This is a genomic window from Mycolicibacterium palauense (genome assembly GCF_002592005.1).
GTDB classification, from domain to species: domain Bacteria; phylum Actinomycetota; class Actinomycetes; order Mycobacteriales; family Mycobacteriaceae; genus Mycobacterium; species Mycobacterium palauense.
The window spans coordinates 25,436-38,660 of sequence record NZ_NVQF01000059.1; the positions used below are offsets into that span (position 1 = coordinate 25,436).

11 protein-coding genes are annotated in these 13,225 nt (G+C 69.8%); 5 read left to right on the forward strand and 6 right to left on the reverse strand.

Annotated elements, in window-relative coordinates:
• Positions 1–53: 53 nt before the first annotated feature.
• Together CSR00_RS20480 and CSR00_RS20485 are read right to left on the reverse strand one after the other, a co-directional pair.
• Positions 54–458 carry a TIGR02611 family protein gene (locus tag CSR00_RS20480; protein WP_099024266.1) on the reverse strand — a complete coding sequence of 135 codons (405 nt, stop codon included), beginning with the start codon at positions 456–458 and terminating at the stop codon, positions 54–56.
• A complete protein-coding gene (locus tag CSR00_RS20485) occupies positions 455–1,075 on the reverse strand; it encodes a PaaI family thioesterase (protein WP_099024267.1) in 621 nt (206 codons plus the stop codon). The genes CSR00_RS20480 and CSR00_RS20485 overlap by 4 nt, the downstream gene beginning before the upstream one ends.
• Before the next feature lie 140 nt (positions 1,076–1,215).
• Between CSR00_RS20485 and CSR00_RS20490 the strand changes: the two genes are divergently transcribed.
• The 3 genes from CSR00_RS20490 (at position 1,216) to CSR00_RS20500 (ending at position 5,702) form a co-directional block, all read left to right on the forward strand.
• A complete protein-coding gene (locus CSR00_RS20490) occupies positions 1,216–1,719 on the forward strand; it encodes a DUF1990 domain-containing protein (RefSeq protein WP_099024268.1) in 504 nt (167 codons plus the stop codon).
• A 249-nt stretch (positions 1,720–1,968) separates the two neighbouring features.
• Positions 1,969–2,895, forward strand: coding sequence for a universal stress protein (locus CSR00_RS20495; protein WP_099024269.1), 927 nt, complete (start codon positions 1,969–1,971; stop codon positions 2,893–2,895).
• Between the two features lie 62 nt (positions 2,896–2,957).
• Positions 2,958–5,702, forward strand: coding sequence for a cation-transporting P-type ATPase (locus CSR00_RS20500; protein WP_099024270.1), 2,745 nt, complete (start codon positions 2,958–2,960; stop codon positions 5,700–5,702).
• A gap of 28 nt (positions 5,703–5,730) precedes the next feature.
• Here the strand turns inward: CSR00_RS20500 and CSR00_RS20505 are convergent, their stop codons facing one another.
• From CSR00_RS20505 to CSR00_RS20515, 3 genes are all read right to left on the reverse strand, one after another.
• Positions 5,731–6,636, reverse strand: a complete 906-nt coding sequence (locus CSR00_RS20505) for a cyclopropane mycolic acid synthase family methyltransferase (protein WP_099024271.1) — start codon at positions 6,634–6,636, stop codon at positions 5,731–5,733.
• 118 nt (positions 6,637–6,754) lie between these two features.
• A complete protein-coding gene (locus tag CSR00_RS20510; RefSeq protein ID WP_099024272.1) occupies positions 6,755–8,446 on the reverse strand; it encodes an acyl-CoA synthetase in 1,692 nt (563 codons plus the stop codon).
• A 123-nt stretch (positions 8,447–8,569) separates the two neighbouring features.
• A complete protein-coding gene (locus CSR00_RS20515; RefSeq protein ID WP_245906315.1) occupies positions 8,570–10,816 on the reverse strand; it encodes a molybdopterin-dependent oxidoreductase in 2,247 nt (748 codons plus the stop codon).
• Between the two features lie 79 nt (positions 10,817–10,895).
• Between CSR00_RS20515 and CSR00_RS20520 the strand changes: the two genes are divergently transcribed.
• Entirely contained in the window at positions 10,896–11,678 is a 783-nt protein-coding gene (locus CSR00_RS20520) for a glucose 1-dehydrogenase (protein WP_099024274.1), read from the forward strand.
• A 54-nt stretch (positions 11,679–11,732) separates the two neighbouring features.
• On the forward strand, positions 11,733–11,945 hold the full coding sequence (locus tag CSR00_RS20525; protein ID WP_099024275.1) for a hypothetical protein: 213 nt from the start codon (positions 11,733–11,735) through the stop codon (positions 11,943–11,945).
• A 51-nt stretch (positions 11,946–11,996) separates the two neighbouring features.
• On the opposite strand, the gene CSR00_RS20530 is transcribed toward CSR00_RS20525, so the two are convergent.
• On the reverse strand, positions 11,997–13,067 hold the full coding sequence (locus CSR00_RS20530; RefSeq protein WP_407662490.1) for a putative bifunctional diguanylate cyclase/phosphodiesterase: 1,071 nt from the start codon (positions 13,065–13,067) through the stop codon (positions 11,997–11,999).
• Positions 13,068–13,225 lie beyond the last annotated feature (158 nt).

A 13,225-nucleotide genomic window follows, 5' to 3' on the forward strand; every position in this document is an offset into this window, starting at 1 on the left:
GCGACCATGCTATCGGGGTGCTTCAAGCGGGTTGGCGCTGACGGTGGGTCGGCTCAGGAGCCCAGGCCGAGGGGGCTGCGCAGCCACGCCTCGTCGACGCCGACCAGACCCGCCGACCAGCCCAGGGCCCCGACCAGCCACAACGTGCCGACGACGACGATGCCGGTCAGCACCGCGCCCATGGCGCGCAGCCACAGCGACTGGGCGGCGAACCACTGCATCACCGCGTCGTAGCGGCGTCGCGAGTACCGCAGCGTGTGGTGTGCCCAGGCGAACTCGCTGGCCAGGATCGCCAGGCCGACGAAGACGATGGCCCACCCCGGGCCCGGGTACGGGATGGCGATGATGCCCGCGACCAGCACGATCGCACCCGTGATACCGACCACCGCCCGGTAGGCCGCGTTGGTGGTCCGCCGTCTGCGCAGGTGCTCGCGCCACAGGATCAGCCGGTCGATCACGGCTGCCCCGGCTTGAGCTTGACGAACAGTGCATGGGCCTCGGTCAGCAGGTCCTCGCCGCGGTACAGCCCCGCCTCGACGAAGATCTTGCGCCCCTCCTCGCCGCGCAGTCCGGCTTCGACGCGCAGGGTCTGCTCGACCGGGACGATCTGCCGGTAGTCGACGTGCAGGAACGCGGTGCGCTGGTAGCGCTGCCCGGTGAGCGCCGCGGCGGTGAAGCCCAGCACCGAGTCGAAGAGCAGCCCGATCGCGCCGCCGTGGGCGGCACCGTTGCGGCCCAGATGGAACCGGGCGAAGCGGGCCCATCCCTCGACCCGGCCGTCGGCGGTGCGCTCCAGTTCCATCGGCACGGAGAGCACGTTGCCGCGGTTGGGCAGGTCGAGGCGCCGTCCCGACGGCGAGGACCATTCGTCGGCGTCGAAGGGGGCGAGCAGCTCGGACACCTTCTCGAGCAGGTCGGCGGCCTCGGCGATGACCTCGTCGGGGGCGTCGGCGGCGCGGGCGCGGTCCTGCAGGGCCCGGACCGCCCCGACGAACCGGCCGTAGTCGGGGCCGCCCTTGGAGGTGGGCTCGGGCGGGTTGAAACCGCCGCCGGCGTGCGGATGCTCGGGTGCCACACCCGATACGGTAATTGGGGCGGGCCGCAGCCAGCGCCTCAGCGCCCCGATCCGGGGTGTCGGCGGGCCCGGTCGGCGCGCGGGCGGCCCGGAACCCCGTGCGACGACGGAGCCCGTGCGGCCGTGCGAGAGTGCCCGGTGTGAGGTTGAGCGATCTGGACGGGCTGCCCCTGACCTACGACGACGTCGGGGCGACCGCCGACGGCCGGGAGATGCCGGCGGGCTATCACCACATCCGGGTCGCCGGGCGCATCGGTCAGGGCCGCGACCGCTTCGACCGGGCCGCCGGGGCGGTCATGCGCTACGGGATGCTGCGCGGGGCGGGGGTGCGGGTGACGGCCAGTACCGAGGTGGCGCGCGTGGGGACGCTGGTGCTGGGGCGCCTCGGCCCGATCCCGGCGCCCTGCCGGGTGGTCTACGTGATCGACGAACCCGACCACCGCGGTTTCGCCTACGGCACGCTGCCCGGGCACCCCGAGGCCGGTGAGGAGTGTTTCGCCGTACGCATCGATCCCGCCAGCGGCTCGGTGTACGCGCAGGTCACCGCGTTCTCCACACCGAACACCTGGTGGAGCCGCGTCGGCGCGCCGGCGGCCTCGGTGGTGCAACGCATCATGACCCAGCGCTATCTGCGCGCAGTGTGAGAACCCAGTGTGAGAACCCACGGTGAGAACCCACGGTGAGAACCCACGGTGAGAACCCACTGGGAGAACCCACTGGGAGAACCCACTGGGAGAACCCGCAGTGCCGGGCCGACGGCGTTGCGTCTCACCGGGGACCAGTGCCCCCCGATCGGTGACCATCGCCCCTCTCGCCGGTCACCCAGCCTGCCCTAACGTAGATGGTGTCCGGCTCACCCCCGCTGGCGGAACACCAGCGCTAAGGAGATTCCCGTGTCATCTTCCCTCACAGGCGGCGAGATCATCGTCGGCGTCGACGGCTCGTCGTCCTCGATCGCGGCGGTCGAATGGGCCGCCCGCGACGCCGAAACGCGCAATGTGCCGCTGCGACTGGTGTACGTGGTGGCCCCCATCGTCATGCCGGCCGACGGCTGGGCGAACACCCCGATGCCCGCCGAGTTCCTGCAGGTGCAGCAGGAACAGGCCCGCCAGGCCCTCGAACACGCCCAGAAGGTGGCGCTGGACTGCGCCTCCTCCGCCGGTGAGCTGCAGGTATCCAGCGAGGTCCTCAACGGCCCGGTGGTCCCGATCCTGGTCGCCCTGTCCGACGACGCCGCGCTGATGGTGGTGGGATGCCGGGGCCAGGGCGCCGTGGAGGGCGCCCTGCTGGGATCGGTCAGTTCCGGGCTGGTCCACCACGCGCACTGCCCGGTCGCGGTCATCCACGACGAGGACCCGGCGGCCCGCTCGCCGCAGGCACCGGTGGTGGTGGGCATCGACGGCTCGCCGACCTCGGAGCTGGCCACCGAGATCGCCTTCGACGAAGCGTCGCGCCGCGGTGTGGACCTGGTGGCCGTGCACGCCTGGACCGATATGGGGCCTATCGACTTTCCCAGCGTGAACTGGGCGCCCATCGAGTGGCGAAACATCAAGGACTCCGAGGAGGAGGTCCTTGCCGAGCGCCTCGGCGGGTGGCGGGAACGGTATCCCGACGTCACGGTGCGCAAGGTCGTGGTGTGCGACGAGCCGGCCCCGCGGCTGCTCGAACAGGCACGCGAGGCCCAGCTGGTCGTGCTGGGCAGCCACGGGCGCGGCGGGTTCCCGGGAATGCTGTTGGGCTCGGTCAGCCGCGCTGTCGTGCACTCCGCGCCGGTCCCGGTGATCATCGCCCGCAAAGCCGCGGGCCAGGGCGACGGATAGCGCCGTAGGCCGCCGGCCCCGCCCTATGCGCGCCGGCTGGTGCGATGGAAGGAAGGTTTGACGTGTCCGTTTCCCTCTCCACCAGCACCGAGCACCACGGACTCCCCGCACACGAGGTCGTGCTGTTACTGGAGACCGACCGGCATGCCGGGTTGTCGCATGACGACGCGGCCGAACGGCTGGAGCGTTTCGGCACCAACACCCTGCCGGCGGCTCCCGGCAGCGGGCTGGCGATGCGCATCCTGCGTCAGTTCCACCACCCGCTGATCTATGTGCTGCTCGTCGCCGGCGTGGTCACCGCGGCCCTGCAGGAGTTCGTGGACTCGTCGGTGATCTTCGGCGTGGTGGTGATCAACGCCATCGTCGGATTCATCCAGGAGTCACGGGCCGAGGCCGCCCTGGAGAGCCTGCGGTCGATGGTGCACACCGAGGCCAAGGTCATCCGCGACGGCCGCGAGCACAGCGTGCCGTCCGAGGAACTGGTACCCGGCGACCTGGTGCTGCTGGAGGCCGGCGACAAGGTGCCCGCGGACCTGCGGTTGATGCGGGAGACCGAACTGCGCATCAACGAGTCCGCGCTCACCGGCGAGTCGGCACCGGTGCACAAGGACGAGGTGATGCTGCCCGAGAGCACACCGGTGGCCGACCGCCGCAACATGGCGTATTCCGGGACGCTGGTCACCGGCGGACACGGGGCCGGCATCGTCGTGGCCACCGGCGCCGGCACCGAGATCGGCGAGATCCACCGGCTGGTGGGTGCCGCCGACATCCTGGCGACACCGCTGACGGCCAAGCTGGCGTGGTTCAGCAAGATCCTGACCGTCGCGATCCTGGGCCTGGCCGCGGTCACCTTCGGCGTCGGGCTGCTGCGCCAGCAGGACGCGGTCGACACCTTCACCGCGGCGATCGCCCTGGCCGTCGGGGCCATCCCCGAGGGTCTGCCGGCCGCGGTCACCATCACGTTGGCGATCGGGGTGGCGCGGATGGCCAGGCGGCGCGCGGTGATTCGCCGGCTGCCGGCGGTGGAGACCCTGGGCAGCACCACCGTCATCTGCGCCGACAAGACCGGCACCCTGACCAAGAACCAGATGACCGTGGAGTCGATCTGGACCCCCGACGGCCTGGTGCGGGTCAGCGGATCCGGCTACTCCCCCGAGGGCGCGCTCACCGACGGTGAGGGTGTGCCCGTCGACGTGGATTCCCATGCCGCGCTGCGCTGGTCGCTGATCGCGGGCGCAATCTGCAACGACGCCGGGCTCACCGACGACGACGGGCACTGGGACGTCGTGGGTGACCCCACGGAGGGCGCGATGCTGGTCGTGGCGGCCAAGGCCGGGCTCGACCATGCCCGCCTGACGACCGCGCTGCCCCGGATCGCGGGTATCCCGTTCAGTTCCGAGCGTCAGTACATGGCCACCCTGCACCGCGACGGCGGCGGACACGTTGTGCTGGTGAAGGGCTCGGTGGAACGGATGGTCGACCTGTGCGGCACGCAGATGGGCGCCGACGGCACCACCCGGCCGCTGGACCGGGCCGCGGTGGAACGCGCGGCCGCCGCGCTGAGCGACCGGGGATTGCGGGTGCTGGCCACCGGTGTCGGCAGCGTCGCCGGACCCGGAGGTTTCGACCCCGACGACTTCGATGACGACACCCTGCCGGCCACGTTGACGCTGACCGGCCTGCAGGCGATGCTCGATCCGCCGCGGGAGGCGGCGGCCTCGGCGGTGACGGCCTGCCACACCGCCGGGATCGCGGTGAAGATGATCACCGGCGACCATGCCGGCACCGCCACCGCCATCGCCCACGAGGTCGGCCTGATGGAGGGCCACGAGGACGGTGCGGCCGCGGTGCTGACCGGCGGCCAGCTCGCCGAGCTGGACCCCGAGGACCTCCCCGACGCGGTGGACGGCGCCCGCGTGTTCGCCCGGGTCTCCCCCGAACAGAAGCTGCGGCTGGTGCAGGCGCTGCAGGCCAGGGGGCATGTCGTGGCGATGACCGGTGACGGCGTCAACGACGCCCCGGCGCTGCGGCAGGCCAGTATCGGTGTGGCGATGGGCGAGGGCGGCACCGAGGTGGCCAAGGACGCCGCCGACATGGTGCTCACCGACGACGACTTCGCCACCATCGAGGCCGCCGTCGAGGAGGGGCGCGGGGTCTTCGACAACCTGACCAAGTTCATCGCCTGGACGTTGCCGACCAATATCGGTGAGGGGCTGGTGATCCTGGCCGCGATCGCGCTGGGCGCGGCCCTGCCGATCCTGCCGACCCAGATCCTGTGGATCAACATGACCACGGCCGTGGCGCTCGGGCTGATGCTCGCCTTCGAGCCCAAGGAGGCGGGCATCATGTTCCGTGCTCCCCGCGACCCCGACGAGCCGCTGCTGACCCGGGGGCTGGTCATCCGGATACTGCTGGTCTCGTCGTTGCTGGTGGCCAGCGCCTGGTGGCTGTTCGAGTGGGAACTGGCCAACGGCGCCAGCCTGCCGGAGGCGCGCACGGCGGCGCTGAACCTGTTCGTGGTCGTCGAGGCGTTCTACCTGTTCAGCTGTCGTTCGCTGACCCACTCCGCCTGGAGGATCGGTCTGTTCTCCAATCGGTTCATCATCCTGGGGGTGACCGTGCAGGCGATCGCCCAGCTGGCCATCACCTACCTGCCGTCGATGAACACCGTCTTCGAGACCGCCCCGATCGGCCTGGAGGTGTGGGGGCGGATCTTCGGTCTGGCGGTCGCGGTCAGTGTCGTCGTCGGGATCGACAAGTGGCTGCGCCGGCCGCGGCACCCCGGGCACAGCAGGCATCCCGCCTGAGGTCTCGTCGCCGACCGGTGCCGGCGGGTCAGGCGCCGCCGGTTTTGTTCAGGGTGAACTGGCAGACGTCGGTGTAGCCGTTGCGGAACAGGTCCGCGCAGCCGGTGAGGTACTTCATGTAGCGGTCGTAGACCTCCTCGGACTGGATGGCGATCGCCTCCTCGCGGCGCCCCCGCAGCGCCTCGGCCCACAGGTCCAGCGTGCGCGCGTAGTGCGGGCGCAGCGAGTGCACCCGGTTGACGGCGAATCCGGCCTTGCGGGCGTGCCGCTCGACCTCGGTCACCGACGGCAGCCGCCCGCCCGGGAAGATCTCGGTCATGATGAAGCGGACGAACCTGATCAGCGGCATCGTCAGCTTGAGGTTCATCTCCTCCACCTCGTCGTCGCTGGCGGTGGTGATGGTGTGCAACAGCATCGTGCCGTCGGCGGGCAGCACCCGGTGGGCGAAGTCGAAGAAGTCGTCGTAGCGGTCCTGCCCGAAGTGTTCGAAGGCGCCGATCGAGACGATCCGATCCACCGGTTCGTCGAACTTCTCCCAGCCCTCGAGCAGCACCCGCTTGGAGCGTCCGCGGGGGGCCTCGGCGAGCTGCCGCTCGACATGCTCGGCCTGGTTCTGGCTGAGCGTGAGACCCACGACGTTGACGTCGAACTGTTCCAGGGCCCGCAGCATCGTGGCCCCCCAGCCGCAGCCGACGTCGAGCACAGTCATGCCGGCGCGCAGATCCAGTTTGGACAGGGCGAGATCGATCTTGGCGATCTGGGCTTCCTGCAGTGTCATGTCGTCGCAGACGAAGTAGGCGCAGCTGTAGGTCTGGGTGGGGTCCAGGAACAACCGGAAGAAGTCGTCGGACAGGTCGTAGTGGGCCTGGACGTCGTCGAAGTGGGGTTCGAGATGGTCCTGGTAGACCGGCGGTTTCGGCGACGGTGTCGGCACGGGTTTCGGCAAAGTGAGGTACTCGCTTACGGGTCTGGGTGCTGGGATCGCACCTGACGTCTCCGGTGACGTCCGATGCTGTCTACCCCATCGCCGCGGAACCTAATCGACGCGAGCGTCAGGGTTTTCCCTGCGTCACGCGCCTTTTGGCCCACCCGTAGTCGGGCTTACCCGACGGTGAGCGCTGCACCCGGTCGCAGAACACGACCTCCTTGGGCAGCTTGTACCGCGCGATGTGACCCCCTGCCGCGGCAACGATACTCGCCGCCAGGTCGTCGCCCGGCTCGGCGTCCCCGACAAGCTGTACCAGGGCCACCACCTCGCTGCCCCAGGCCTCGCTGGGGCGCCCCACCACGATCACGTCGTAGACCTTCGGGTGGGCGGCGATGGCCGCCTCCACCTCCTCGGCGAAGATCTTCTCGCCGCCGGAGTTGATGGTCACCGAGTCCCGTCCCAGCAGCTCGATGGTGCCGTCGGCGTGCCAGCGGGCCCGGTCTCCGGGCACCGAGTGGCGGACGCCCTCGATGACGGGGAAGGTCCGGGCCGTCTTCTCGGGGTCGCCCAGGTACCCCAGCGGCACGACACCCTGTTGGGCCAACCAGCCGATCTGCGGATCTCCGGGCGCCAGGACCCGCGTCAGGTCGGCGCTGACCACGACCGCGCCCGGGTTCGGCACGAAGCGCCCGCTGCCCCGGTCGGCCCGCCGGGATGCCTGCCCCATCTGCGCACCGGTCTCCGACGAGCCGCCCGCGTCGAGAATCACCAGGTCGGGAAGCAGCTCCAGCAGTCGCTGCTTGACACCGGCGGTGAAGGCCGCGCCCCCGCTGATCAGCGTGCCGAACGCGGACAGGTCGAAGGCTCGAGCCTGAAACGCGTCGGCCTGCAGCGCGTCGGCCTCCAGGGCGTCGGCCAGCGGCCGGGCGAAGGCGTCGCCGACGATCGACATCGAGCCGACTCGTTCCCGGCCGGCCGTCGCCCAGGCCGCGGCGGCGTCGAAGTGCGGCGAGGCCGGCGGCAGGACGAAGGTCCGGCCGCCGCAGAGCGCACTGAATGCCGACCACTGGGCGGCGCCGTGCATCAGCGGAGCGACGGTCATCGACGGCGGGCCGGCGGCCCGCGACCGCGCCACCACCTCGTCGATCGAGCGCACCGCCTCGCCGGTGCCGAACACGCGGCCGCCCATTGCGTTGAGGTAGATGTCGTTCTGGCGCCAGAGCACCCCCTTGGGCATCCCGGTCGTGCCGCCGGTGTAGAGCAGATACAGGTCATCCGGGGACAGCGGCAGATCCGGCGCCGGGTCCGGCTGCGCGGCCAAGAGCTCCTCGTAGCGCACGGCGCCGGGCAGCGGGTCGTGCCCGGATTCGTCGTCGACGTGGATCAACCGCAGCCGGGGCGGGGCCTGCCTCAGGGCTTCCTCCAGCGCTTCGGCGAGCACCGGGGCGAACCGGGCGTGGTACATCACCGCCTCGGCCGCGGCGTTGTCCAGCAGGTAGACCAACTCGTCGGCGACGTAGCGGTAGTTGACGTTGAACGGCGCCACCCGCGCCCGGTATGCACCGAGCATGCCCTCGAGGAACTCGTTGCAGTTGGTCATGTACAGCGCCAGGTGACTCTGGCCGGACTCGTGGTTGGCCAGCTCGTGGCGTTCGCGGCGGGCGCCCAGCCCCCAGTCGTGCAGGGCCCGGGCCAGCCGGCCCGCGCGGTCGGCGGTCTGGGCGTAGCTGAACCGCCGGTCGCCGAAGACGATGCAGTCGCGGTCCGGGTTGGCCTCGGCCACCGCCGCGAACACCCGGGCAAGGTTGAACTCCACCGCGACTCCTCGTTCCGCACACCGCCCCGTGTGCCGGTCACCGTACAAGACGCCGCTCACGTCACCCCTGAAGAAGCCCCCGAAAAAGCCCCTGAAGAAGACGCTAGAGAAGACGCCTGGCTGCTAGCCGGTGGCGGATTCGGTGGCCAGGGCCTCGATCCGGGCGGGCACATGCTTGTGCCACGGGGTGCCCGCGTACGGATCCCGCCAGGTCGTGGCGGTCAGGGTGTTGGGGGCGACCCCGGGGGTGCGGTTCCGGCCGTCGGGTCCGGTGAAGTCCAGCCCGTAGCCGTTGGGCAGGGCCGCGTGGCCGGCCAGCATGGCCGTGCTGATCTCCACCGTCGCCTCGGCGCTGCCGGTCGTGGTGGTGACGCGGGCCCGTCCCCCGTCGACGAGGCCGAGCGTCTCGGCGTCCTCGACGCTGACGCGCAGGGCTCCGTCGGTGTCGCGTTTGCGCCAGGACGGGTCGCGCAGGATGTCGTTGGCGGTGTAGGCGCGCCGCTCCCCCGCCGAGAGCACGATCGGGAACTCGGTGCTGGTGTGCCCGGTGGGATGCGCCGGCAGGGCGCGGATCTCCCGGAGCATCTCGGGCATCGCGAGTGCGATCTTGCGGTCCGGGTGGGTGATCAGCGCGAAGTCGTCGGCGTAGTCGTGGACGGTGAACGTCACCCCCGAGCGGCCGGCCAGGATCGCCTCGAACAGCGCGTCGCCGTCGGCGTGGCCGGCGCGCCGCACCGCGTCCGGGTAGGTCATGAACGCCTTCTGCGCCAGTCCCCACAGCGCCGCCGCGCCGGCCAGCCCGTCGGGCAGGGTGGGGCCCAGCGTCTCGTAGAGCACGAAGGGCAGCGTCTTGGCCAGCATCGGCACGGTGCCCACCGCGGTCAGGAACGCCTCGGCGAAGGCCGCGCGGCCCTCCCGGGCGGCGCGCCGCAGCGGTTCGAGGTCGGCGTCGTCGACCACACCGAGTGCCCGCACCAGCCTGGCCCAGATCTCCGGTTCGGGCAGTGTGCCGGCCAGCGGCTCGAACAGCGGGTGCCGCAGATGGAAGGTGTTGCGCGGGAACTCCAGGTTGAAGAAGGTGGCCTCGGGTTTCTCGAACTGGCTGGCGGCCGGCAGGACGTAGTGGGCCAGCCGCGCGGTCTCGGTCATCGCCACGTCGATGACCACCAGCAGCTCCAGTGACTCCAACGCCGCACGCACTGCGGCGGAATCGGCCACCGAGTGTGCCGGGTTGCTGCTCTCGACGATCATCGCCCGGAACCGGTCGGGATGGTCGGTGAGGATCTCCTGGGGGACGGCGTTGCTGGGCACCAGGCCGGCGATGACGGGAGCGCCGGTCACCGGGGTACGGCCCACCCCGCCCGGGCTGAACAGCGGAGCGAACGACGAATGCAGATGCTGGCCGCCGCGTTTGGCGAAATTGCCGGTGAGGATCCACAGCAGCTTGTTCAGATAGGAGCACACGGTGCTGTGCGGGCCCTGCTGGACGCCGAGGTCTTCGAAGACGGCCGCGGACTCGGCCGCAGCGATGCGGCGGGCGGCCGCGCGCAGCAGCGGTTCCTCGACGCCGCACACCGCGGCGCACTCGCCGACGGCGACGTCGCGCAGCGCGTCCTTGACCTCGTCGGCGCCGTTGACGTGGTCGGCGAGAAACCCGTCGTCGCAGAGGTCCTCCTGGACGAGCACGGCGGCCAGCGCGGTCAGGCACCACGCGTCGGTGCCCGGGCGCACCCGAAGATGAAAGTCGGCCATCCTGGCGGTGTCGGTGATCACCGGGTCGATGACGACCATCGAGCGGCCCGGGTCCTTGGCGATCTCGTTGAGCACCACCCGGGCCCGCGGGAAGCTCTGCGACATCCACGGGTTCTTGCCGACGAACACCGCCACCTCGGCGTGTTCGAACTCACCGCGGGTGTGACCGCCGTAGAGGTGGGCGTCGACCCAGTGCTCGCCGGTCTTCTCCTGCGCCAACGCATTCGAGCGGTACCGGGCGCCGAGCGCCTTGAGGAAGGCTCCGCTGTAGGCGCCGCCGAGGTGGTTACCCTGACCGCCGCCGCCGTAGTAGAAGATCTTGTCGCCGCCGTGGGTGTCGCGAATCGCGGCGAACCCGGCGGCGATCTCGGCGATGGCGGTGTCCCAGTCGATCTGCTCGTAGCCGCCGTCGGGGCGCCTGCGCAGCGGGGAGGTCAGCCGGCCCGCGCTGTTCTGGTAGTGGTCCAGGCGCAGGGCCTTGTTGCAGGTGTATCCGTGGGTTCCGGGGTGGTTCTTGTCTCCGCGGATGTGTGACAGGGAGCGGTCGCGCACCTGCACGACGATTCCGCAGTTGCACTCGCAGAGGATGCACGCGCTGGGCCGCCAGTCCACACTCACAGCCATAGACTAATCGGTCCATTTCGGGTGGGTCAATGATGAACTCGGCCCGCACACCGACGACAGGAGCGCCCGCACCGTGTTCCCCGACCTGTTCTCCGTCTCCGGAAAGACCGCCCTGATCACCGGGGGCAGCTCCGGCATCGGCCTGATGATCGCCGAGGGCTACCTGCGCGCCGGCGCGCGGGTCTACATCTCCTCACGCAAACCCGACGCCTGCGCGGTCGCCGCGCAGCGGCTGGCTGAGTTCGGCGAGGTGTATTCGATCCCGGCCGACGTCAGCGACGAGCAGCAGTGCCGCGAACTGGTCGAGCAGCTCGCCGCCCGCGAAGACTCGCTGGACATCCTGGTCAACAACGCGGGCGCCACCTGGGGTGCGCCGTTCGACGCGTTTCCGGCGGCCGCGTTCGACAAGGTCCTGACCCTCAACGTCAAGGCACCGTTCCTGCTGACCCAGCTCGCCCGCCCGTTGCTGGAGGCCGCCGCCGACGAGGAGGATCCGGCCCGGGTGATCAACATCGGCTCGATCGACGGGATCGTCGTGCCCCGGATGGGCACATACTCCTATTCGGCGTCCAAGGCCGCGCTGCACCAGCTCACTCGCCATCTGGCCTACGAGCTGGCACCGACGATCCTGGTCAACGCGATCGCTCCCGGCCCGTTCCCGTCGAAGATGATGGCGGCGACGCTGGAGGCCGTGGGCGACCGGCTGGCGTCGGCGACCCCGGTCGGGCGGATCGGGCGGACCGAGGATGTGGCGGCCGCGGCGGTCTATCTGGCCTCGCCGGCGGCCAACTTCCTGACCGGTGTCGTGTTGCCGGTCGACGGTGGACTCTCCACCACCGCCGGGTTACAGCTGTGAAGCAAGTTGCAGGACTTGTTTACCGATGTTGCGTTTGTGGTCTTTAATTGACCCATGAGTGGGGAGTCATTCGAAGTCGGGGCATATGTCCGCACCACCGACGACGCCCGAAGCACCGGTCGTATCGTCGAGGACTTCGGAGATCTGGCCGGGGCGGAGGTCGTGGTCGACACGGGCCAGACCGCCAAATCGCGGCGCTGGGCGGTCGCCCTCGACGACGGCAGGATCGTGTTCCTCGACGATGAGGACATCGAGCTCGCCGACTGACCGCCCGACCCGGTCACCTCGAGCCGTCTGTGGTGTGTGGTCGGTGGGGTGTTAGTCGGTGGGGGTTGTGGTGGTGGCCAGGCCGGGGATGTAGGCCGCGGCGACCGGACGCCCGAAGTAGTACCCCTGCCCGATATCGCAGCCGTGCTCACCCAACCAACTCGCCGTCGCAGCGTCCTCGACCCCCTCGGCGACCACCGTGATCCCCAGATCATGGGTCAACTCGATGACCGCACGCACCACCGCGGCCGCCCGGGCATCGGTGGTCACCGAGGCGATGAAATGCCGATCCAACTTCACCTCATCGATACGCAGATCCCGCAGATACGCCAACGCCGAATACCCACTACCGAAATCATCAATGGCCACCCGGATCCCGTGATCACGCAACCGACGCAACACCGCCGTGACCTCACCCACCTCACTGAGCACCAAATCCTCAGTGATCTCCACGGTCAACAACCCCGCAGCCAACCCCCGCGCCTCCAACGCCCGACACAACCGATCCGGCAACCGCCGATCACGCAGAAACGGCGCGAACACATTGACCGCCACCGGCATCGACACCCCCGAAGCCACCCACCCCGCCACATCATCTAAAGCCCGATCCACCACCAAATCGGTCACCGGACCCATCAACCCATGCGCACGCACCAACGACATGAACGCATCCGGACGCAAAATCCCCAACCGCTGATGCGGCCACCGCAACAACGCCTCCACCCCCACCATCCGCCCCGAACACAACTCCAACTTCGGCTGATACACCACCCCCAAACCCCCACGATCAACCGCACGACGCAACTCCCCCAACAACCGCACCTGCGCGGCCCCATCACCGGCCGAACGACCCGACCCACTGGCAGCCAACTCCACCGCATCGGGCTCGACCAACATCATCTCCGCATTGAACGTATGCACCCCCGACGACCGCGCCCGCTTCGCGGCATACATCGCAATATCGGCACGACGCACCAACGTCTCCGCCGACAAATCCGGCTCATCCGAGGACGCCACCGCCATCCCCACACTCGGACGCATCAACATCTCATGGCCCTCCACCACAAACGGCACATTGAACGCATCCACCACCCGCTCAGCCACCAAATGCGAATGATCCACCCGCCCCTCCAACAACAACGCAAACTCATCATGATCCGCCCCGGCGTGTCGGGAGGTTCTCTTATCTGAGTGCCTCCTCGGTCTGAGGGTGCCGCTGGCGATGGTAGTAGAGCGCTTCAGCCCGGTCCGGCGTCAGGTCCTGGCAGTAGCCGTTGGGC

Excerpts from the sequence above, each read along its gene's own strand:
- CSR00_RS20525 (WP_099024275.1), top strand. The coding sequence starts at position 11,733 with ATGAGTGGGGAGTCATTCGAAGTCGGGGCATATGTCCGCACCACCGAC.